The organism is Mycobacteroides abscessus ATCC 19977, from assembly GCF_000069185.1.
GTDB lineage: Bacteria > Actinomycetota > Actinomycetes > Mycobacteriales > Mycobacteriaceae > Mycobacterium > Mycobacterium abscessus.
Genome location: NC_010397.1, coordinates 2,683,904 through 2,705,858, shown reverse-complemented (window position 1 = coordinate 2,705,858; position 21,955 = coordinate 2,683,904). Strand labels below are relative to the sequence as shown.

The following is a 21,955-nucleotide window of genomic DNA, read 5'->3' as shown; positions in this document are numbered from 1 at the left end:
CGCTACCCGTGCCCGGTGACGGGCCGCCATACCATCGGTGGTGTGGACGTATATGACGCGGTGGCTTCCCGGCGTTCGGTCCGGGAGTTTGTTGATCGCCCGGTGAGTCCTGCCACGCTCACGAGGGTTCTGACGGCGGCCGCGCGGGCCCCATCCGGAGGGAATCTGCAGCCATGGCATGTGTATGTGCTGAGCGGCGCGCGTCTCGCGGAGCTCAAGGAGCGGATCGCCCGGCGCGTGATCGCTGGGGATCGCGGCGATGCGCTGGAGGTAGCGATGTACCCGCAACCGCTGGACAGCCCCTACCGGGAACGCCTGTACGACTTCGGGCACCGGCGCTACGGCGCCCTTGGCATCGATCATGACGATCATGACGCCCGGGCTGCTGTGCGAGCGGGCAACTGGGCTTGCTTCGGCGCCTCGACGGCGCTGTTCTGCTATCTCGACCGCGATATGCCGCCGCCTCAGTGGGGTGATGCGGGCATGTATCTACAAACCATCATGCTGTTGCTTCGTGCGGAGGGGCTGGACAGCTGCCCGCAAATCGCGTGGGCGGAGTATCACCGCACGGTCGCAGAAGTCATTGCGCCACCACCGCAGCGGGTCCTGTACTGCGGCATGTCGATTGGTTACAGGAATCCAGAAACGAAGGCCCCAGAGATGCCGCGGGCAGCGCTGTCGGAGACCGTCACATTTCTTTGACGTCGAGTGCCGCGCACAGCCTGTTTCCCAGCGCCGCGATGGTGCGCGTATCGCCGCGCACCCCCGGGATCCACGGCAACCGCAATCCGTCCCTGGATTTGTCGGTGTACCGCGGGATCACGTGCAGATGGAAGTGGAACTCCGTCTGCCAGGCGTGCGCCCCACAGCAATTCAGCAGGTTCACCCCGTCGGCGCCGAGCTCGGCGACTGCCGCTTTGGCGATGCGCTGCGCCGCCAAGGCAACGGCGCTGAGGTCGTCCGGCGGTATCTCGAGCAGATCCGTGCTGTGCCGCTTCGGAACCACCAGCAGATGTCCGTCCGATCCGGGGTTGATGTCCATGAACGCGTACGTTTCGGCGTCCTCGGAGACCCGCACGCTGGGCACTACACCGGAGATGATCCCGCAAAACAAGCAGTCGTCGGCCATCGTCCCACGCTAGAGGCGTTGACGTATCGAATGCATGTCCGATCCGTTGCGGAGATCAATAGGCAGAACCACGGCGGTGCCCTCGGGGTAGACAGACCCCCGAGGGCACCGGGACGAGGTTTACTTCGAGACCTCTCCTGTGACGCCGAGCTGCTGGGCGATCTGATCGGCGGTGTGCAGGCCCATCAGGATGGCGCCGTTCATGGTTCCGACCCACTCGCCCGCGGTTTCGGTACCTGCCCAGTGAATGCGCCCGTGCGGCTCTCTGAGGGCCTCGCCGTAGTTCACCGATGCAAAAGGCGGCGCGGCCGGGTGCGGGCCGCCCGCGGCGAATGGTTCGGTGCCCCAGCAGTGATCGATGTAGTCGATCGGGGTGTTGGCCTGCTCGCCGTACAGGTCGACCAATTGTTTGAGAACCAGTTTCCGGCGAACCTCCGGGCCGAAGCCGTCGTACACCCGAGCGGTGCAGAAGACCATGAGGATTCCCGGCCCGTCATCGCTGGGTGACACGTCGAAGGTGATGAACACCGGCGCGGTATCGGTCAACGCCTCACCCGAAAGTCCCTCAGCCCGCCAGAAGGGCTTGTCGTAGGCAACGAACGCCTTGCTCAGCGCACCCATCGGGAAGCTCGTTGTGAGCCCCTCGATCTTGGCCGGCAGGGCCGGCTGGTACTCGATGTAAGCCCGATGCTCTGGGGCCGCCGTGACGATGGCGTACTTGGCATTGATCACTCCCGAGTCGGTGGAGACCGTGACGCCGTTATCGTCTTGGGAGATCTGGCGAACCCGGGTGTTCAGCACAATCTGGTCGCCGATCTGTGCAGCGAGGCGCTTGGCGATCTCTTGCGTGGTTTCGGTGACGCGGTACTCCTGCTGTCCGTGTTCGACGGCGAGCATGTGGTCGAGCCCGCCTACTGCTTGGACGTAGCGCAACACGTGCAGCAGCGACACGTCGAGCGGGCTGCAGCCCCACTGCACCCTGGTGACGATGTACATCAGCGCATTAGTGCTGGTGACAGCCTGCTGCTGGCTGAGCCATTCGCCGAACGAGATCGAGTCGAGCTGGTCGGCGTTCGGAGACTTCCACGCGGCATCGACATTGATAGTCTCCAGCAACTTACCCATCTCGATGGTGATTCGCCCTAGGTCCTCCAAGTCCACGGGGTCGACCGTCGGGAGGGTGCCTGTCCAGGTCTTACGTTTCCCGGCCATCCACAGCAGGTTGACGCCTTCGTCGTACTGCGGGGTCAGCGAACAGCCCAGGCGGTCCATGAGGTCACGGATCGCGGTGTGGCGCTTGGCAACCCACGTTGCCCCGAGGTCGACCTTGACGCCGGCTACTTCGCCAGTGAACGATCGGCCACCGACTCTTTCTCGTGCGTCGATGACCAGGACCGAAACGCCCATATTCACGAGCCGATCTGCGGCGCTCAAACCGGCAAAGCCTGCGCCGACAATCACAACATCGACCGAAGCGGCCTCGACAGCATTATCAACTGATCTGGACATTGCTCCTCCTTCGTTGGGTTTCTTTCATGGTTTTCTCCCGCGCTTGCGTGGTTGGCAGACCGCGGGACGTCTTCGGGGGTTGAGTCGGCCACAGTTCTGTGGGATGTGAATAGCTCATGGCTGCCCTACCGATCCCGAGGACTCCTGCTCCGGTATGGCAACGAGAAACCTCCTTGGCAGCGTGCTCAGCGGTCATGGAGGCCAGCTCCTCGTTGTTTGCCGTAGCTTGGTAGGTCCACTGTGGCTGGCCGTGACTTCCCGCCGCCACGACAGTGCACACCGGGTTTCGGCTGGCGCAGGTGCAAGGTGCACCATGGTTGTGGTCAGATACCAGGCGACCGCCGGGCCCGCTATCACGTCCTGATCAGCTTTGCTGTGCGGGAAGAGGCTGACCTAGGTACCGATGAAAAACGCGCGGTGGGTGCTGCGGTCAGCGGTGTCTGCGTCGGGCCGTGCGCGGAACGATGGATGGAACCGAGAGAATTCAGGCAAAGGTCGATGTTCTTCGGTGAGGGAATGCGCGCGTGTCTCGCAATCGTGCTGTTCAGCGGAGGTACGAGTCGCGGCTTGGCGTTCGAGGTCTGATGCGATGCTCAGAAGAGCGCGCAGGAGGTGGACTTATCGCTGAAATTCATTGCTTTGCTTTCATATTGGGTTTGCAGCCAGGATCGGGGTCTAGCTTCTGAGCATGGGCTCGACTGCTAGTGCAACCACTGAAAGTGCGGACCGCGGAAATCGGTTTTCGTGTAGTTCAGAAGAATTCAGCCGCAATTGAGTCGGGCATCTCCTTGCCGGCTCTGGCTGTGCTCTGAGTACGTAGCCGTAGCCACGTTATGAGCGTGCAGTGCACGGTATGCGCGAAAGTAGACAAGCCCTTGAACTCCCCACGTGGCCAGTGCGGCGGTGTAGAAGATCGTGCGATTCTGGTCGTCGAAGGGCAGAGGGAAAAAGTCGTAGGTGAGCGCGACGATAGACCCCGCGGCTGTAGCCGAGCCGGTCCAGGCGGCGAGTCTACGGGCGCCGGAATCCCAGAGCCTTTTGGCGACGTACGCCAGGAACAGCGCGGTCAGCAGGTTGACAACGACGTAGAAGGTTGCCGGAACGACATGGAAGCCGTTGTCGTGGAACTTGCGAAGGTAGAGCGCAGCCGCGATCGCCAGCACGAATACGCTGATCTCGGTGCGAACAGTCGGCTTGTACCGGTGAGTGACGGCCATCATGCCCATGACGAGAATGATCGTGAAGCCGACTGATCGCGAGAACGCATCGAGGAAAAATGAGATGGCGTAGGCGATTCCGCCCTTCTCGACACCAAGCAGCGCTCCGATGAGGAAGTTACTAGCGGACACCCCGACGACCAACCATTCAAGGCCGAGAAGGTAGTTCCTATAGGTGCGGAGAAACTTCCATCCGAACCAGTATCCGATGACAATCAGCCAGACAGCGGATATCAGGAGGGCGATATCCCTCATATTGCAGAATTCCTTTCGAGTTCAGGCGACGGAGACAACGGTGTGAGCTGGGCGCGCCAGCCTGCAGGCGCGCGTTGTCTCGCCATGGTGGATTACTGTCGTCGCCTGGTGACCCGAGTCACAGCTGCACTGCGCACCTACTTTTGGCCGGATTAGGTGCAGCATGCACACATCCAGCCTGCTGCCGTACCGGGGGTTCGCGGTCGGTTGAGGCCAAGGGTATGAAAGGCCGACAAAGGCATGAGGTGATCACATGCCCGTGCTAGCTGAGATGCCTCACGGCGGATTCAAGCAATCCCCGCAGGCATCTGTGGGAACGCCTTGAACGAGGGGAGCGAGCGCGTGCACACTCAGAGCATGACGCCGGATCAGTTGTGGCCAGATGCATCCGAGCCGGTCCGCCGGTTGATCCGCGAACTGGCCGAGAAGATGTTGGCGAGGTCCGGGGAAGTCGCCGGCGATCTCACGGCAGCATCCCTCGAAGACCCGCGATACCGGACGATCGCCGACGATCCGGTGATCGCAGAGGTCGACGCACGTCTGACGGTCTCCAACCTCAAGCATTGGCTGACATCCAATATCTCCGAACCCGGTCACCGGGTCAGGCCCGCAACGGGCAGCGCGATGCGTACCTATGCGCGTGACGTCGTCCTGCGCGGTCTCACGACCGACGACATCCAGTCATGGCGCGCGGTTCAGCGGGTGGGTTGGAAGTGGTGGTTAGCAGCCTGCTTTCAGGTGACCGATGACAAGGAACAACTCTGTGAGCTGATCGAGGTCACCAGCAATTCGCTCACCACATTCGTCGACGACTCGATCGCCGAGCTGGCAGAACATGTGCGGCGAGTGCGCGAGGAGCTCGCCGGCGGCTCGCAGTTGCAGCGCTACGCCACGGTCGAACTCCTGCTCCAGGGCGCCGACATTGCGCCCGCCCGGGCCGAAGCACAGCTCGGTTACGCGCTGACCGGTTCACATATCGGCGCGGTGGTCTGGGTCGACTCCGAGAAGGAGATCGCCGCGCTTGAGCGCGCCAGCGAACAGGTGATGAGAGCGTGCGGGGCCGACCGCCGTCTGACGGTGGTCGCCGGCACGGTGGCGTTGTGGCTGTGGATACCCGCGAAGACGACACCCACGGTCGCTGTTCTCATGGACAGTCTGGGGCGACGGTCAGGTGTGCGGGTAGCGCTCGGCCGCGCCGCGACCGGGATGGCGGGATTCCGCCGAACCCACATGGATGCGGCTGCCGCGCAACGGCTTTTGGCCCGCCTGGGCTCTCCGCTCTCCGTCGTGCGCTATGAGGACGTCCACCTGATGGACCTGCTGTCCGCCGACCCTGCGTCGGCAGACCAATTCGTCACGGATGTACTCGGTGAATTCCAGTCCGCTAGCCCGGTGCTGCACCAGACGGTACTCACCTACGTGGAAGAGGCTCTCAACCGGACGAGCACGGCAGAGCGGCTGTACACCCACCGCAACACCATTGATCGGCGCCTCGCTCGCGTCGACGAACTCCTCCCGAAACCCTTCGCACGCAACCCGATCGAGGTGGCGGCCGCCCTGACCCTGCTGCGTGTGCGCGCGGGTCGGTGATGGGTGGCCACGCTTCTCGATCTATGTCCTCGCTAGGCCAAACCATATTGGGCGGAGTCGGTTGTGGTTCTGCCTTGGCTCCACTGAGCTGACTAGTTGTTTAGCCAGGTCACGATGCCGGTGTCGAGTGTGTAGTACGCGCCGACTATTCGTAGCTCGTTGTTCTTGACGTTCGAGGCCAAGGGCGGGTCGGCGTGCGCCTCACTGACCGTTATCCGGATTTGGGCGCGAATGGTCGCCTCGATCAATTCGTCACGGGATTCCCGCTTTGCCTGTTTGGCTTGTAGGTAGGCCGGTTTGAGCGCTTCGACTACATCGGCGAGGTGAGCAGGCGCGGGTGTGCTCTGCTCCAGCGATTTCACTGCCGCAGTCACTGCGCCGCAGCGCTGGTGGCCCAGAATAACCATGAGCGGCGTGTGGTCCATGACCGCGCCGTACTCAACGCTGCCGGCTATTAGGGCATCGTAATTCTGTGCACCGGTGCGTATTACGAATAGATCGCCTAGACCCTGGTCGAACACGATCTCCGGCGGAACCCGAGAATCAATGCAGCTGAACACTATTGCGAAAGGATCCTGAGCGGTCGCCAGCTCGGCTCGCCGTTGCGGCGATTGATGGGGATGGGACATCTGTCCGCTGACGAAGCGGGCATTGCCTGCCTTCAGTATTTCGAGCGGGTCGCCGTGTTCGGTGATGGGGGAGTGAGTTGCCGGCGCTGGAGCAATGCGTGAGCACGCGGCGACGGCCGTGAACGCAAGCCCGCCTAGAAGCAGTGCTCGCCGGTTTGTGGACACGATCAAAGCTCAGACTTTCGATATAGGTGTGGGCGGGGCCGGTAACCGTTAGCGCACTGCGTGGTTGATGGCGGCGGCGACACGTTGGACGGCATTGCGTGCGGCCTGGCTGATCTGTGTCATGGAGATGTAGCCGTGTACGAGGCTGCCTTCGCGTAGCAGTCGCGTGGATACCCCGGAATCCTTGAGCCGCTTGGCGTAGGCGATTGCCTCGTCGCGCAGCGGGTCGAAACCGGCGACGGTGATGAGCGTCGCCGGCGCCCCGGACAGATCGTCGGCAAGCATCGGTGACACGCGCGGGTCGGATCGGTCGCTCGCGTCGGGCACATACAGTGCGGACAGCCATTCGATCTGCTTGGCCGAGAGTGCCGGGTTGTCGGCGAACTCCTCGCGTGAACGGTACTCACCTACGGCATCGACGACGGGGTACATCAATACCTGCATTCTGGGCCGGATCTCCTCATCGCGGAGTTGGTTCGAGAGCACTGCGCACAGGTTTGCGCCGGCACTGTCGCCGAGCAGCACGATACGGGCCGGGTCGATGCCCCAGTCGGAGCTGTGGCCGACTGCGAATCGCCATGCTTCCGAGGCATCCTCGAGCGCGGCGGGGAAGGGGGCCTCGGGGGCTAGTCGATACTCGATCGACAGGACGTTGACGCCGGCGTGGGCCGCGATGAGCCGGGCGGGGGAGTCGTATGCCGTGCGGCTGCCGAGGACGAAACCTCCACCGTGCAGGAACAGCACCAACCCGTTCGACTGTGTCTTTGGGCGGTAGAGGCTGGCTCGGATGCCGCTGGGGAGCACGATGCCGGAGTCTGCGTCAGCGGTCTCGGAGGTGTCCGCGAACACTCTGGAGTCGGTTTCGATGATGGCCCTCGCTTCGGCGACGCCACAGTCGCTGAAGTCAGGTGCTGCGGCGGCGAATCGCATGAGCAATGCGATCTCCGGTGCCATGACATCGCCATCCGCGTTGACTACCGGTGGGATAAGCTGGCGAAGAACAACTTTCGGAATTCGGTCCAGTGTTGTGAACGCGGCGCGCTGGATCAGTTCGGAGACGGTCAGGCGTGGCGGTGCCTCCGCAGTGATGCTCGTCATGACGTCGCGCCTCCGGAAGATGCTCGGCTGATCTGGGTGCGACGATCAGGACTGTTGCTGCCGCTGTCCTTCAGTTCGCGCTCCAACCGCGAACTGAAGTGGAGATTGTCGTCGATGATCGATCCCCGGTACATCTTTCGATCCTCCAGGAACACGTTCCGCATCTGCCATGGCATGGCGTCGCCCTGGCGCGGTAGGGAGTGCTTGGAGCGCTGCATGTATCCGGCGTCGAGGTCGAGAATCGACCGAGTGCCGACGCCCTCGGCCGCGTACGGAGCAACAGTGTCGTAACCATGGGTGTCCATGTGGTGCAGGAGCTCGATGAGGCTCTTACCGAGCAGCGATATCTTCAGAGTCCACGACGATTTGGTGTAACCAATGGCCATCATCCAGTTCGGCAGGCCGGACAGCAGCAGCCCTCGATACACCACACTGCTGGACAGGTCGATCGGGCGCCCGTCGACAGTGAGGTCGACGCCGCCGAAGAGACGCATGTTCAGCCCGGTTGCCGTGACGATGACATCGGCAGGCAGCTCCTCGCCGGATTCGAGCTCGATTCCGTTCTTGGTGAACCGGCGGATGCGGTCGGTGACGACCGATGCCCGGCCCTCACGGATCGAGGTGAAGAAATCGCCATCGGGTGCCAGGCAAAGACGCTGGTCCCAGGGGTCGTAGGGAGGATTGAAGTGGCGGTCTACATCGAATCCTGCCGGCAGTTCCTTCGTGTTGAGGTGGCGGATAAGGCGCCGCGCGGCCTTCGGGAATCTGGTCATCAGCTCGACGACCACCCAATCGAGCAACACGTTCTTCCACCGGGTCGCTAAATAGCCGCGCCGCTCTCCGAGGAGTCGGGTGAGCTTGAGGCTGAGGGCGTCAGTGCGTGGCATCGACATGATGTACGTAGGTGTCCGCTGCAGCATGGTGACATGTTCAGCAGCGTCGTCACCCTTGAGCATCGACGGGATGAGCGTGATTGCCGTTGCGCCGCTTCCGATCACGACTATGTTCTTGCCGGAATGGTCGTAGCCCTCGGGCCAGAACTGGGGGTGGATGATGTCGCCCTCGAATTCTTCCCTGCCCTCGAACTCCGGGGTATAGGCCTTGTCGTAGCGGTAATAGCCAGTACCCGCATAGACCCACCCCGCCTTGATCACCTCGCTGCGCACCGATCCGTCGGGATCGGTGACATCGACCGTCAGAACCCATTCCGCGTCATCGCTCGACCATGCGGCGGCAATGACGTTGTGCCGGTATTTGATGATGTCGGCCAGGCCGTACTCATCGACGGTCTCCTTGAGATAGTCCAGGATGAGCGGCGCGTCGGCGATCGCGTTCTTGTGGCGCCAACTCTTGAACTCGTACGCGAACGTGTGCAGATCTGAGTCCGACCGAATGCCGGGGTACCGGAATAGATCCCAGGTGCCACCTAGGGCGCCGCGCCCCTCCAACAGCACCACCTTCTTCTTCGGGAATTCGCGAGTGAGGTAGGCGGCGGCGCCGATTCCCGAGATACCGGCGCCGATGATCACCACGTCGTAGTAGTCGGGGCGAGGTGCTGAGGTGGTCATCTTTCGTTTCCTTCCTGCGCCGACATCGGCGTGTCGCGATGAGCCCAAGAATGCCAGGAAGGATGTGACGCGCACCACGGCGAAATGCAACGTTCTGCGTCCCGCGGTGGTGTGAATCGCACCTCGTCGGCTCTGTGACCAGGCGGGGATAGCATGGTCGGATGGCACACGACAGTGCGAATGAGATGTCGGTCGATGCCAGAACTCTGCTGGCCGATATTGTCTCGGACGGGCAGCTCCAGCGTGTTGTTGATATCGCCGAGCGGGCAGCGAATTTGATCGCCGGATTCTCCGAAAAACCGGGCGGAATGCCGCTTTCGGAGGTCTTGGACTGGATCGAGCGGATCAATGCCGACGCAGTTGCCTCCTTGCGGGAAGATCGCCCACCGGACCTGGCGCTGGCCCGGCGCCTCGGAGCGCGCTGCTGCGAGGCTCAGGTTGCGCTTGCCGACGCACAGACACTGCGGCGAATGGTGTTCGACTCGGATTGGCGTCACTTGTTCGTCAGCTTAAGAAGCCGATCGATATCGGTGGAGATCGCCGTTGACATCACCGCCGCGCACTGGGAGCTGATGAACGAGATCGACGATGCGATCGTCGAGGCGTATCGGGAAGTAGAGACCAGCCGAAAGATGCGACGCGCGGAGCGGAACGCCGTGCTGGTGGATGTCTTGCTGGCTGACGCTATGCCCGATCCAGACACTACCTTTGCCAGGCTCAACGAGTTGATGATCGCGTCCGCTCCGTTCTATTGCGTGACCGTCATACGCGTCGCGAAACTCGGCGAGGCGCCGCTGCCGAACATCGAGAACTTGCTACGCCGGGAGTCTTTCGATTCTGCGTGGCGGTTGGGCGCCGAAGCTCAGACCGGAATCGTTGCAGTTCAAAGCCGCAGCGGTGCAATACGATTGAAGGAGACACTGGTCCGGCTGAAGGCTGCGGGTACGGGTATCAGCGTTCCGGTGTCCGCGCTTGAAATTCCGAAGGGATTGCGGCTGGCTCAACTTGCTTCCGAGACAACGACCGAACGGGAGCAAGTAATTGTGTTCGGCGACAACGTAACCGACACAACGATTGTTGCGGCGTCGCCAGAGGTGTTGCGGCTGCTCAGCAGTCAGAGTTTTCGTGAAGTCCTGCGGCTGCCGGACGCTACCCGCGAGCACCTCTTGGAAACGTTCGAGCGTTGGCTTGAGTGCAAGGGGTCGGTACGGCTCACCGCACTCGCGCTCGATCGGCACGTCAACACGGTGCGCCAGAGGCTCAACAAGATTCAGGAACTCACCGGAAAATCGCTCGACAATCCACGAGATTTGGCCGACCTCGTTGTCCTCATACGCTTTGCGCGCTCGGACTTGTCGTCGACGGGTGAGAACTGATCATCTGGGTATGCGAGTCATCAGGTCACCGATGGCGCGGTGCGCCTCGGTCAATCGATCGATTTGCGACGTTGGGCGAATCTGATGCTGCGCCAGATGTGTGCTCATTTCCGGGCAGCCGGGCCGAGATCCCGCTCCGCTCCGCGAGTTCACCGATCAGCATGCACTTGTTCGAGGCGATCGCTTGACCTTCCTGCGCTGCGTGCACGCCGTGCAGGAACTGTCGTCCTGACCGGGGGTATGCCTAAACCGGACTTGCGCTGGACCAGTCTGTCCCTCGGAAAGGCAGGTTTGCGCGCGCTCGCCGAAATCCTCCGGGCGGATTTGGTGCCCGCGGGTGTGCACGTCGCAACTGTCACCGTGGACTGCCATATGGTGCCGGGAACAGACTCAGACCCGGACCTGGTGGCGGAGCATTATTGGCAGTTGCACGCGGAACGACCAGGCGCCTGGACCGATGAGATTGTTCATCGCGGCAGTGCACCGGTCTGAATCTCCGCGGACGGCCTGTCGAAGGTCGGTTGGCGCGACGACTGTGATGCCGACACTGTTTTTTGTTGGCTGGAATGGTTCTGAGGACGATGACGGGGGTGGTTGTTCGTTCCTACTGTTGGGGCTTCGTCGTGAAGACTTCGCAGAAAGGGACTGGTATGGAGTACCTGTTTGATACGGGGTGGGTGGATCGGCCGGAGGTGACGGCTGCTGCTCTGCAGGGTGAGATTCGTTGTGATGTCGCGGTTATCGGCGCGGGCGTGGGTGGTATGGCCGCCGGCCTTCGGCTAGCTGAGCGTGGCGTCGATGTGGTGGTGCTCGAGGCCGGAATATGCGGCTGGGGAGCAAGCTCTCGCAACGGTGGATACCTCACTGATGCGCTCAGTGGTGATCCGCGGATGCTCTCGGCGTTGCACCGGCGCCGGCTGCCCGGAGTCATGCGCTTCGGCCAATCGGCGCTCAGGTTCGCGGAGGATCTGATCGAACGCCACCAGATCGAGTGCGACTACAACCGCGTCGGCTGGGTCAGCATGGCCAGCACGACACGGCATCGGGCCAAGAACGCTGAGCGAGCCGCCGAGGTCCTGCGGTCCTTGGGCGCTGACGCCGAGTATGTGGACGGGCGCGAGTTCGGGTTGCCGCACGCGTTCCTGGGCGGAGTTTATGAACCGCATGGCGGCCTGTGTAATGCGGGCAAGTATGCGCTTGGCTTGCGCAAGGTGCTTCTGGCTTCGGGCGCAAGGGTTTACGAGCAGACCCCGGTACAGGATCTGGAATCGAGCGGGTCCGCGGTTGTCATCACCGTGCCGGGTGGAAAGGTGCGTGCCGATCGGGTGCTACTGGCCACCAACGGCTATTCGGCTGATTTGCCGTTCGCGCCGCCGCGTCTGGCTGCCCCCTTATGGGTCTCGCTGTTGGAGACCGAGCCGATTGATCCAGAGCGTTTGGATAGCACCGGCTGGACAAACGGGGCAGGTTTCGTCTCGAACAACAACATAGTGTCGAATTTCCGGAAGACTCCGCACAACACCATCGTGTTCGGAACCCGCAATGTTCAGGCGCCGCAAGGCCCGCTGGGTGCTCGGACCACCGACCCGGCAGTGGCCAAGGATTTGTTGCGCGGCTTCCGCGAGGCGTTCCCGTCCTTGCGCGATGTCGCAACGCAAAAAACCTGGGGCGGGTGGATCGGAATGTCGCCGACGCTGCTCCCGGTAGCCGGCCAATCCAGCTCGCGGGTGCTCTATACCAACGGGTGCAACGGATATGGCATGACCCAGGCGCCCTACCTCGCCACGCTATTGGCCGACCGGCTGGCGGGCGATGAGATGCATGAGGACCTGCGGGCCGTCTGGTACGACCACAACGTCTTCCCACCCAACCCGCAATTCAGCGCACTGGGCGCACGCGCACTGTGGACACTGGACCGCATTACGGATCAGGTCGACCGGTTGCGATCCTGAGATAGAGCGCCTGGCCGTAGGGCGCCGCCAGATGGAGGTTTCCTTGGGCCAGGGCTCTGTTCCCGCTAGGTGGCACGGTCTGGGCACTCCATTGGAACCTGCTTCGCCGCGTGAAATCGATTAATAGTCGACTTAATTCACCGGTATTGTGCGGGCGCCGGGCGCGAACGGATCAGCCGGGGCCACCAGAACAGCGGGCCGAGGAGCCGTGCGATCGCGGGTGTGATGAACGAGCGCACGATCAGGGTGTCCAACAGCAGGCCTAACCCGATGATGGAGCCCAGCTGGCCCACCGACAGCAGGTCGCTGGAGAGCATGGCCATCATGGTCGTTGCGAACACGATGCCTGCGGTGGTCACCACCTTACCGGAGTTTGCCACCGCCCGGATCAGGCCAGTGTTGAGCCCGGCTTTGCTTTCCTCCAGGTAGCGGGAGATCAGCAGTAGGTTGTAGTCCGATCCCACCGCGACCAGGATGATGAAGGTGATGGGCAGGTTCAGCCAGCTCAGCGGTATGCCGAGGAAGTGCTGCCAGACCAGTACCGATAGGCCGAACGCGCCGGAGTACGAGAACGCCACCGTGCCGACGATGACCAGCGCTGCCACCACACTTCTGGTGATCACCAGCATCACCAGGAAAATCAGGGCGAATGCGGCGATCGCGGCGATCAGCAGATCGGTCTTGGTGGCGTCTTGGATGTCCCAGTAGGTCGCCGCGGCGCCGCCTAGGTAGACCCGTGATCCGGCTAGCGTGGTTCCCTTCAGGGCCTCCTTGGCCTTGGGCAGGTATGCCTGCGCATGGTCAATTCCTTCCGTGCTCAGCGCCTCCCCGTCGTGATAGATCATGTAGCGGGCGGATTTTCCGTCGGGGGATACGAAGTACTTGAGGTCGATCTGGAAGTACGGGTTGTCGAACGCATCGGGCGGCAGGTAGAAGAACTCGTCGTTCTTCGAACTGTCGAATGCGTATCCGAGATCCATCATTTGGCGGCCCAGCTCATTCATCTGGGTGAGCATCGGCCGCATGGTGCTCTGTTCGGTGAGTACCACCTTTCTCATGTTGTCCAGTTCGGCAGCACTCTTGCCGATCACCTCCACCAGTTGGGGAGTGACCGCGTCCTGGATCACCGCGGCCTTGAGGCTGTCGTCCACCGCGTCGGTCATCGAATCGACCTGGTCGGTCATGTCGAACAGCGATCGCATGGCCCAGCACATCGGGATGTCCGCGCAATGGGGCTCCCAGTAGAAATAGTTGCGCAGCGGCCGGAATTGGTCATCGAAGTTGGCCAGGGTGTCGCGCATGGTGACCGTGACATCCTTCAGCTCTTGGGCACCCTTGAGTGAGATATGCGATGCCCCTGCCTGCTGCCCGGTGAGCCCTTGCTGTTGGCGCATCAGCGCGGCCATCCGGTCGGTGATATCGGCCATTTGGGTGAACCGATCGGTGAGATCGGTAAGGAAGGGCAGTATTTCGTTGATTTTGGTGCCCATCGTGCCCATCGTGTACGTGAACGATGAATGCTCCAGCGGTGTGCCTAACGGGCGGGTGACACTTTGGATCATCGCAACGCCGGGCGTGTGGAAGACCTCACGCGCCACCTTGTCCAGGGCGATCATGTCCGTGGAATTACGCATATCGTGGTCGGATTCGACCATCAGCATGTCGCTGTTGAGCTTGCTCACCGGAAAATGCCGGTCCGCCGCCGCGTAGCCCTGATTCGCCGGTACATCGCCGGCGATGTAGATCCTGTCGTTGTAGTTGGGCTTGTATGTCGGAAGGGTGATCGAACCGATCATCACCACCACGCTGCTCACCACGAGAATGCGTCCGGGCCACCGCACGGTGACGGTACCCACCTTGCGCCAAATACCCGAGTCCGCTTTCCTTTTCGGGTCAAAGATCCCAAAGCGGCTACCCAGGGCCAACACTGCGGGCCCAAAGGTGAGGGAGGCGGCGACAGCGACGAGTGTTGCCGCCGCACAGGGCAGGCCCATGGTGTTGAAGTAGTTCAGGCGCGTGAACTGCAGGCAGAAGGTTGCACCCGCGATAGCCAGCCCGGAACCGAGGATGACGTGGGAGACGCCCTTGACCGCGGAGTAGTACGCAGTCTCGCGGTCTTCGCCGGCATGACGCGCCTCTTGATACCTTCCGATCAGGAAGATCGCGTAATCGGTGCCGGCCCCCAGGATCAGCGACACCAGGATGTTCGACGCGAACACCGAGATGCCAATGAGCTTGTGATAGGCCAGGAATGCGACAACTCCTCGACCACAAGACAATTCTACCATCACGATCAGCAGCGTCAGGAATGCCGTCGTGAATGACCGGTAGACGATGAGCAGCATCACCGTGATGATCACGATGGTCACGTACATCAGGCGGATCATGCTCTGGTTACCCACCTGCAGCATGTCCGTGGACAACGGGGCCGACCCGGAGACATAAACCTTGACCCCGTTAGGGGGCTGGACCTCGGCGACCAGCTCGCGCACAGCGCGAATGGACTCGTCTGAGACCGTAGACCCTTGATCGCCGGCGACGCGCACGAGCGTGTAGGCCGCCTGGCCGTCGGAGCTCTGCACGCCTGCCGCGGTGGTTCCCTGGCCCCACAGATTCATCACGTATTGAACGTGCTTCTTATCGTTTTCCAGCTTGCTTGCCAGCACGTCGTAGAACTTGTGGTCGGCGTCGTTCAGCTTGTGATCACCCTCCAGGATGACCATGGCCAGGCTGTTGCTGTCGGACTCCTGGAACGATTCACCAATGTGAATGAGCGCCTTGGAGGACGGCGCGTCGAGCGGTACCAGCGGCCCCTGATTGGCGTCGGTCACCGGTTCGAGCTGCGGCACCACCACATTGATCACGACGGTGAACGCGACCCACGCCAGCACCACAAGTATCGAATACTTCCGAATCATTCTGGCGAACAATGATTTCTGTGCGGAGTGTGCGCTCATGCCGACAGCACCTGGCACCAGACGCCCGCGTGCTCACCGGTGGCGGTGTGCTCCGAGCGGACCAAGCCGTCAACGGTGATCCGGCAGCCGACATTTCCGCCTGCGACCTGCGCCGTGATATCTCCGGTCGCGGTGGTCAAGACCGTCGTTTCCGTGTGCGTCCATGGCAAGGACGTCGGCTGGATATCCACGGGCCTGTTGTTGGTGTCCCAGTAGCTGATCCGCGCCCAGCCACCGTAGTCACCGAACACCTCGTAGACGATGTTTTTGGGATTGAATTGGACCACCGCGAAATTTCCCCCGGGACTGTGCGTTCGGTCTTGCGAGCCGAAGATTCCATGCGCGAACTTGATGGCGAGCCCGGCGGTGAGGAGTACGACAAAAGCCAATGTCGGCAACCAGATCTTGTTGACCACACGACGGCTTCTGGAAACGCTCATGGCTGCACCTTTCGGGGTTCGCGAATCGTGGGCCCGCAACATCCGGGAGACATCGGCTGGCCTCATTGCTTGCCGAGCGGGGTGGAACTGGTTTGGTGACGGCGGGTGAGCCTGCCGCCGTGTTCGCTTCGCCCTTTTAGGTTTGCGAGAGCGAAAGCGGGGCTCATGCGTGACAGATACTATACAAGTTATGTATCAGGTGCGGACCTCGCCGGTGAGATCCTCGTCTCACGTCGTGATCGGAGCGTTCGGGGAATAAAATGGACACACCGCGGGCGGATGTTTCCGAGCTCCGGATGGCGATGCCACGGTTTCGATAGCCTGGGCCCGACCCGCTTTTACCTGGCATACCTGGACCGAGAGGCACGATGGCCGTCCACGAGAGCTCGATCACCACACGTGACTGGACGCTGAACAGGCCAGAGCTCGACACCTCACCGATGGAGGTGATCGGGGCGCTCAAGCGTGCAACGGGGATGCTTGCTCGCCTGCTCGAACCTCTCTACGCGACCTCTGCCATCGCCGAGCCGGAGCACGACGTGCTGGTGGTGCTCCGTCACCGCAAGGGTCCGGTGATTGCCCGCCACGTCGCCGAGGAACTCGGTGTATCGCAGGCGTGGGTGAGCAGAATGCTCCGCAAGCTCGAAGAGCGGGGTTACGTGCGCAGGGAGGCGAACGCCAATGACCGGCGGGCCGCGATCATCACGATGACAGACAGCGGGCGGTCGGTTGTAGACGAGCTGTTTCCCGAGCGGCTGCGCATCGAGGCCGAAGCGCTCGCCGGGCTGGGGGATGAGCGCGCTGCCGTTGTCGCGGGCCTGGAGCGGTTGGTGGCGACGCTGAAGGCGTACGAGGGCTAGGCCAACAGCACCGCGACTGGCGACATGGCCAAATCGGTTGGCGACGGTCTGGGAGAATGGCGTCATGCATAGCACCGTCAGCGGGGCCGCCACCACCACCCGGGAAGAGTTCAACGCCCTGGCGGCCGTGCATCGCGTGGTGCCGGTGACCCGAAAAGTACTGGCAGACAGTGAAACTCCACTCTCGGCGTATAGGAAACTGGGTGCCAACCGTCCGGGTACCTTCTTGCTTGAGTCGGCCGAAAACGGCCGGTCGTGGTCCCGCTGGTCGTTCATCGGCGCCGGATCGCCCTCGGCGCTGACGGTGCGAGACGGCCAATCCGCGTGGCTGGGTGCGACCCCCGAAGGAGCCCCGGTGGGGGGTGACCCGCTGGACGCGCTGCGCGCCACGATGGATCTGTTGGCAGGCGAGTCCCTCGCGGGCCTCCCGCCGCTGTCCGGTGGCATGGTCGGCTTTCTGGCATACGACATCGTCCGGCGGCTCGAGAAGCTACCGGAGCTTGCCGCCGACGACCTTGGGCTCCCGGATCTGCTGCTCTTGCTTGCCACCGATATGGCAGCGGTCGATCACCATGAGGGCACCATCACCCTGATCGCCAACGCGGTCAACTGGGATGACACCCCCGAACGCGTGGCCGAGGCGTACGACGGCGCGGTGGCGCGGCTGGATGTGATGACGGCCGCCCTCGGGCAGCCGCTGCCGTCTACCGTCGCGCATTTCGACCGCCCGGCACCTACCTATCGCAGCCAGCGCACCGTCCAGGAGTACAGCGCCATCGTGGACAAGCTGGTGGGCGACATCGAAGCCGGCGAAGCATTCCAGGTGGTACCGAGTATGCGCTTCGAAATGGAAACCGATGTCGACCCACTCGAGGTGTACCGGATCCTGCGCGTCACCAATCCCAGTCCCTATATGTACCTGCTTCACGCGCCGGACTCCGAAGGCGGAACGGCGTTTTCGATTGTCGGATCCAGCCCGGAGGCCCTGGTCACCGTGCAGGATGGGGTGGCGACCACCCACCCGATCGCGGGGACTCGCTGGCGCGGGGCGACCGATGAGGAAGACGTCCTGCTCGCCAAGGATCTGCTGGCCGACGAGAAAGAACTCTCCGAACATCTGATGCTGGTCGATCTGGGCCGCAACGACCTCGGCCGGGTGTGCACGCCGGGTTCGGTCAAGGTCAGTGACTACAGCCATATCGAGCGCTACAGCCACGTCATGCACCTGGTATCGACGGTGTCCGGATCATTGGCCGACGGCAAGACGGCGCTGGACGCCATCACGGCATGCTTTCCGGCGGGTACGTTGTCGGGCGCGCCGAAGGTGCGGGCCATGGAATTGATCGAGGAGGTCGAGCTGACCCGCCGTGGACTATACGGGGGCGTCCTGGGATACCTGGATTTCGCCGGCAATGCCGATTTCGCCATCGCGATCCGTACCGCACTGTTCAAAGATGGTCGCGCCTATGTGCAGGCCGGCGGGGGTGTGGTCGCCGATTCCACCGGCGAGTACGAGTACAACGAGGCCCGCAACAAGGCCACCGCCGTGCTCAATGCCATCGCCGCGGCGGAAACGCTCACGGGCGCCGCGGATGTCTGACCCCGCCCCGCGGAATCCGGGCCGCCGGCGCCTGCTCATGGGCGCCGGGCTCCTCGTGATCGCGGCGGGAGCGCTGTGGGTTGCCTCGAAATTCAGCTGGGTCCGATTGCGTTCGTTCGATGGCCTCGGCGAGCCCAGAACGCTGTTGGTGTCGGGCGCCGATTGGTCTGCCGCGTTGGTTCCGCTTGCCGTCGCGCTGATCGCGGCCGCGATCGCCACGCTCGCTGTCCGAGGCTGGGCTCTGCGTGTCTTGGCCGTCTTGGTGGCGATCATCGGCGCAGCCGCTGCCTATCTCGGTGTCAGTCTGTGGGCGGTGCGCGATGTCGGGCCACGTGCGGCGGAGGTCAAGAATGTCGCCGTGTCGACACTGGTCGGCGCCGATCGGCTCTCAGGCGGTGCCATCACTGCTGTCCTCGCCGCCGTGGTATCGGTGTTGGCTGCCATCACACTGCTGCGGGCCGCACGCGGCGCCTCGGCGTCCAAATATCAGACCCCCGCGGCGAGGCGCTCTGAGGCCGTGAGTCCGGTGGATAAGGGACAGAGCGAACGGGTGATGTGGGATAGCCTCGACGACGGACACGATCCCACCGTGGGTCCGGCCCAGACGTAGTCCGGTCCGAGTCCGGTTCGATGTGACCCGGTTTCCTTGTGTGGGCCCGCAGCGGCTACCCTTCTGTGAGGTTCGAGTGCGCAGGCGCGGGGGCGCCGCAAGAAGGGAATTGTCGAGGTCATGAGTTCGGGAACCGTACTCGATTCGATCCTCGATGGCGTGCGCGCTGATGTCGCGGCTCGCGAAGCCGTTGTCGATCTTGCCACCGTGAAGGCAGCCGCCAAGGCCGCGCCCAAGCCACTCGATGTGATGGCGGCTCTGCGCGAGCCCGGTATCGCCGTCATCGCCGAGGTCAAGCGTGCCAGCCCGTCGCGCGGCGCGCTGGCGGAGATCAGCGATCCCGCCGAGCTCGCCAAGGCCTATGAAGACGGGGGAGCCCGCATCATCAGCGTGCTCACCGAGGGGCGGCGGTTCAACGGAAGTCTCGACGACCTGGACTCCGTGCGTGCCGCGGTGTCGGTTCCCGTGCTGCGCAAGGACTTTGTGATCAGCCCGTATCAGATCCACGAGGCGCGTGCGCATGGCGCCGATCTGATCCTGCTGATCGTGGCGGCGCTCGAACAGACGGCGTTGGTCTCGCTGCTTGATCGCACCGAGTCGCTCGGCATGACCGCCTTGGTCGAAGTGCACACCGAAGAAGAGGCCGATAGGGCTCTGTCCGCCGGAGCCTCGGTCATCGGCGTGAACGCGCGCGATCTGAAAACTCTTGAAATCGATCGGGATTGCTTCTCTCGCATCGCCCCGGGACTGCCCAGCGGTGTCATCCGCATCGCCGAGTCGGGGGTCCGCGGGACCGCCGATCTACTCGCCTACGCCGGCGCCGGCGCAGATGCCGTACTGGTGGGTGAGGGGCTGGTGACCAGCGGAGACCCCCGAGGTGCGGTCGCCGATCTGGTGACCGCGGGCACGCATCCGTCCTGCCCCAAACCGGCTCGCTAGACGTCATGAAGAACACCGGCCTGCCGCAGATGAGCACTGCGATCGCTGAGCCCACCGCGCACGATCCTGACGCCCGGGGCCATTTCGGTCCGTACGGTGGCCGCTACGTGGCCGAGGCACTGATGGCCGTCATCGAGGAAGTAACGGCCGCCTACGAAAAGATCAGGTCCGACCGGTCATTCCTCGACGAACTCGATCGCTTGCAGACCCACTACGTGGGACGCCCATCGCCGCTGTACGAAGCGGAACGACTTAGTGCTCACGCCGGCGGCGCACGTATCTTTCTCAAACGAGAAGACCTGAACCACACTGGTTCTCACAAGATCAACAACGTTCTCGGTCAAGTTCTACTGGCCAAGAAGATGGGCAAGACCCGCGTGATCGCCGAGACCGGTGCCGGGCAGCACGGTGTTGCCACCGCCACCGCATGCGCGCTGCTGGGCCTGGAATGCGTGATTTACATGGGCGCGGTCGACACCGCACGGCAAGCCCTCAATGTCGCGCGGATGCGGCTGTTGGGATCGACCGTGGTGTCGGTGGAATCGGGGTCGAAAACCCTCAAGGACGCGATCAATGACGCGATGCGTGACTGGGTAACCAACGCGCACAACACCTATTACTGCTTCGGTACGGCCGCCGGGCCGCACCCCTTTCCGGTGATGGTCCGCGATTTTCAGCGCATCATCGGTATGGAGGCGCGGGCGCAAGTTCTCGATCAAGTGGGCAGATTGCCGGATGCGGCAGTGGCCTGCGTCGGCGGCGGCTCCAACGCCATCGGCCTGTTCCATGCGTTTATCGATGATCCGGCAGTGCGCCTGGTGGGCTACGAGGCTGCGGGTGACGGTGTCGAAACCGGAAGGCACGCCGCCACATTCACCGGTGGTACCCCGGGCGCTTTCCAGGGCTCCTACTCTTATCTGCTCCAGGACGACGACGGTCAGACCATCGAATCTCATTCGATCTCAGCCGGTCTGGACTACCCGGGAGTCGGACCGGAGCACGCCTGGCTGCGTGAGAGCGGGCGCGCGGACTACCGTCCGATCACCGACGGCGAGGCCATGGATGCCTTCCTGTTGCTTTCGCGTGCAGAGGGCATCATCCCCGCCATCGAATCGGCGCACGCCGTGGCCGGCGCACTCAAACTCGGCGGCGAGTTGAGCGAGGGCGCGGTCATCGTGGTGAGCCTGTCGGGTCGCGGCGACAAGGATGTCGAGACCGCCGCCAAGTGGTTCGACCTACTGGAGAAGGACGGCAGCCAGTCATGACACAGCCCGGCCGTCTGACCGAGGTCTTCGACAAGTGCCGCGCCGAAGAACGCGCCGCGCTGATCGGGTACCTGCCCAACGGTTACCCGGACCTGGACACCTCGATCGAACTGATGACCACCCTGGTGCGGGGCGGGTGCGACATCATCGAAGTGGGGATCGCGTACTCGGATCCGATGATGGACGGCCCGATGATCGCCGCCGCAGCGGAAACGGCGCTCGCCAACGGGGTTCGGGTGGCCGACGTCTTCACCACCGTCCGCGCCATCACCGATGCCGGCGGTCACGCGGTCGTCATGTCCTACTGGAACCCGGTGCTGCGTTACGGCGTTGACGCGTTCGCACGTGAGCTCGCCGCGGCGGGTGGCCTCGGAATCATCACACCGGATCTGATCCCGGACGAGGCCGATGACTGGATCGCCGCCTCGGACGCTCATGACCTGGACCGGATCTTTCTTGTCGCCCCGTCGTCCACGCCCGAAAGGCTGGAGAGGACCATCGGCGCCTGCCGGGGATTTGTCTACGCGGCGTCGACCATGGGTGTCACGGGTGCGCGTGACGCGGTATCCAATGCCGCACCCGCCCTGGTGAGCAGGGTCCGTGAGGTCTCCGATATCGCGGTGGGGGTCGGACTCGGCGTGCGGTCGGGCGCGCAGGCGGCCGAGATCGCGGCCTACGCCGACGGCGTCATCGTCGGGTCGGCGTTGGTGGCGGCGGCCCCGCAGGGGCCGGCCGCCGTGCGCAGCCTGGCCGAGGAGCTGGCCACCGGAGTCCGAAGGGCATGAGTTCAGGGAAA

19 protein-coding genes are annotated in these 21,955 nt (G+C 63.1%); 11 read left to right on the top strand and 8 right to left on the bottom strand.

Features of this window, described 5'->3' with window-relative positions; all coding sequences use genetic code 11:
* Positions 1 to 42 precede the first annotated feature (42 nt).
* Entirely contained in the window at positions 43 to 702 is a 660-nt protein-coding gene (locus MAB_RS13510; protein WP_005111198.1) for a nitroreductase, read from the top strand.
* On the opposite strand, the gene MAB_RS13505 is transcribed toward MAB_RS13510, so the two are convergent.
* The 3 genes from MAB_RS13505 to MAB_RS13495 all read right to left on the bottom strand — a co-directional run bounded on the left by MAB_RS13505 (position 689) and on the right by MAB_RS13495 (position 4,110).
* Positions 689 to 1,129: an HIT family protein gene (locus MAB_RS13505; protein ID WP_005114401.1), complete on the bottom strand. Its 441-nt coding sequence runs from the start codon at positions 1,127 to 1,129 to the stop codon at positions 689 to 691. The genes MAB_RS13510 and MAB_RS13505 overlap by 14 nt on opposite strands.
* A gap of 120 nt (positions 1,130 to 1,249) precedes the next feature.
* Positions 1,250 to 2,638: a flavin monoamine oxidase family protein gene (locus MAB_RS13500; protein WP_005111195.1), complete on the bottom strand. Its 1,389-nt coding sequence runs from the start codon at positions 2,636 to 2,638 to the stop codon at positions 1,250 to 1,252.
* Between the two features lie 761 nt (positions 2,639 to 3,399).
* Positions 3,400 to 4,110, bottom strand: coding sequence for a hypothetical protein (locus MAB_RS13495; RefSeq protein ID WP_005111193.1), 711 nt, complete (start codon positions 4,108 to 4,110; stop codon positions 3,400 to 3,402).
* 342 nt (positions 4,111 to 4,452) lie between these two features.
* Between MAB_RS13495 and MAB_RS13490 the strand changes: the two genes are divergently transcribed.
* Positions 4,453 to 5,700, top strand: coding sequence for a PucR family transcriptional regulator (locus tag MAB_RS13490; protein ID WP_005111191.1), 1,248 nt, complete (start codon positions 4,453 to 4,455; stop codon positions 5,698 to 5,700).
* A gap of 92 nt (positions 5,701 to 5,792) precedes the next feature.
* On the opposite strand, the gene MAB_RS13485 is transcribed toward MAB_RS13490, so the two are convergent.
* The 3 genes from MAB_RS13485 to MAB_RS13475 are packed head-to-tail and all read right to left on the bottom strand — an operon-like array spanning position 5,793 to position 9,160.
* Positions 5,793 to 6,500: a carbonic anhydrase gene (locus tag MAB_RS13485; protein ID WP_005111190.1), complete on the bottom strand. Its 708-nt coding sequence runs from the start codon at positions 6,498 to 6,500 to the stop codon at positions 5,793 to 5,795.
* Positions 6,501 to 6,542: 42 nt separating this feature from the next.
* Positions 6,543 to 7,592 (bottom strand): alpha/beta hydrolase, encoded by a 1,050-nt coding sequence (locus MAB_RS13480; RefSeq protein ID WP_005111188.1) that lies wholly within the window; start codon positions 7,590 to 7,592, stop codon positions 6,543 to 6,545.
* Positions 7,589 to 9,160 (bottom strand): flavin-containing monooxygenase, encoded by a 1,572-nt coding sequence (locus MAB_RS13475; RefSeq protein WP_005111186.1) that lies wholly within the window; start codon positions 9,158 to 9,160, stop codon positions 7,589 to 7,591. Before MAB_RS13475 ends, MAB_RS13480 begins: the two co-directional genes overlap by 4 nt.
* A 161-nt stretch (positions 9,161 to 9,321) precedes the next feature.
* On the opposite strand from MAB_RS13475, the gene MAB_RS13470 reads away from it, so the two are divergent.
* The 3 genes from MAB_RS13470 to MAB_RS13460 all read left to right on the top strand — a co-directional run bounded on the left by MAB_RS13470 (position 9,322) and on the right by MAB_RS13460 (position 12,488).
* The gene (locus tag MAB_RS13470) at positions 9,322 to 10,536 is read left to right on the top strand and encodes a PucR family transcriptional regulator (RefSeq protein ID WP_005111182.1); all 1,215 of its coding nucleotides are present in this window, start codon (positions 9,322 to 9,324) and stop codon (positions 10,534 to 10,536) included.
* A 240-nt stretch (positions 10,537 to 10,776) separates the two neighbouring features.
* Positions 10,777 to 11,028, top strand: coding sequence for a Rossmann-fold NAD(P)-binding domain-containing protein (locus MAB_RS13465; protein ID WP_005114400.1), 252 nt, complete (start codon positions 10,777 to 10,779; stop codon positions 11,026 to 11,028).
* Positions 11,029 to 11,186: 158 nt separating this feature from the next.
* Positions 11,187 to 12,488: an NAD(P)/FAD-dependent oxidoreductase gene (locus MAB_RS13460; protein ID WP_005111176.1), complete on the top strand. Its 1,302-nt coding sequence runs from the start codon at positions 11,187 to 11,189 to the stop codon at positions 12,486 to 12,488.
* A gap of 137 nt (positions 12,489 to 12,625) precedes the next feature.
* Here MAB_RS13460 and MAB_RS13455 read toward each other — a convergent pair whose 3' ends face one another.
* Together MAB_RS13455 and MAB_RS13450 are read right to left on the bottom strand one after the other, a co-directional pair.
* Positions 12,626 to 15,445 carry an MMPL/RND family transporter gene (locus MAB_RS13455; RefSeq protein ID WP_005111175.1) on the bottom strand — a complete coding sequence of 940 codons (2,820 nt, stop codon included), beginning with the start codon at positions 15,443 to 15,445 and terminating at the stop codon, positions 12,626 to 12,628.
* Entirely contained in the window at positions 15,442 to 15,885 is a 444-nt protein-coding gene (locus MAB_RS13450; protein ID WP_005115927.1) for an MmpS family transport accessory protein, read from the bottom strand. The genes MAB_RS13455 and MAB_RS13450 overlap by 4 nt, the downstream gene beginning before the upstream one ends.
* 368 nt (positions 15,886 to 16,253) lie before the next feature.
* On the opposite strand from MAB_RS13450, the gene MAB_RS13445 reads away from it, so the two are divergent.
* From MAB_RS13445 to trpA, 6 genes are all read left to right on the top strand, one after another.
* The gene (locus MAB_RS13445) at positions 16,254 to 16,745 is read left to right on the top strand and encodes a MarR family winged helix-turn-helix transcriptional regulator (RefSeq protein ID WP_005057935.1); all 492 of its coding nucleotides are present in this window, start codon (positions 16,254 to 16,256) and stop codon (positions 16,743 to 16,745) included.
* A gap of 64 nt (positions 16,746 to 16,809) precedes the next feature.
* Positions 16,810 to 18,345 carry an anthranilate synthase component I gene (locus MAB_RS13440; protein WP_005111172.1) on the top strand — a complete coding sequence of 512 codons (1,536 nt, stop codon included), beginning with the start codon at positions 16,810 to 16,812 and terminating at the stop codon, positions 18,343 to 18,345.
* Positions 18,338 to 18,955: a TIGR02234 family membrane protein gene (locus MAB_RS13435; protein ID WP_012296576.1), complete on the top strand. Its 618-nt coding sequence runs from the start codon at positions 18,338 to 18,340 to the stop codon at positions 18,953 to 18,955. Before MAB_RS13440 ends, MAB_RS13435 begins: the two co-directional genes overlap by 8 nt.
* A 120-nt stretch (positions 18,956 to 19,075) precedes the next feature.
* On the top strand, positions 19,076 to 19,894 hold the full coding sequence (gene trpC, locus MAB_RS13430; protein ID WP_005057938.1) for an indole-3-glycerol phosphate synthase TrpC: 819 nt from the start codon (positions 19,076 to 19,078) through the stop codon (positions 19,892 to 19,894).
* A 5-nt stretch (positions 19,895 to 19,899) separates the two neighbouring features.
* Positions 19,900 to 21,159 carry a tryptophan synthase subunit beta gene (gene trpB, locus MAB_RS13425; RefSeq protein WP_005111170.1) on the top strand — a complete coding sequence of 420 codons (1,260 nt, stop codon included), beginning with the start codon at positions 19,900 to 19,902 and terminating at the stop codon, positions 21,157 to 21,159.
* On the top strand, positions 21,156 to 21,944 hold the full coding sequence (trpA, locus tag MAB_RS13420; RefSeq protein ID WP_005075867.1) for a tryptophan synthase subunit alpha: 789 nt from the start codon (positions 21,156 to 21,158) through the stop codon (positions 21,942 to 21,944). Before trpB ends, trpA begins: the two co-directional genes overlap by 4 nt.
* The last annotated feature ends 11 nt before the right edge of the window (positions 21,945 to 21,955 follow it).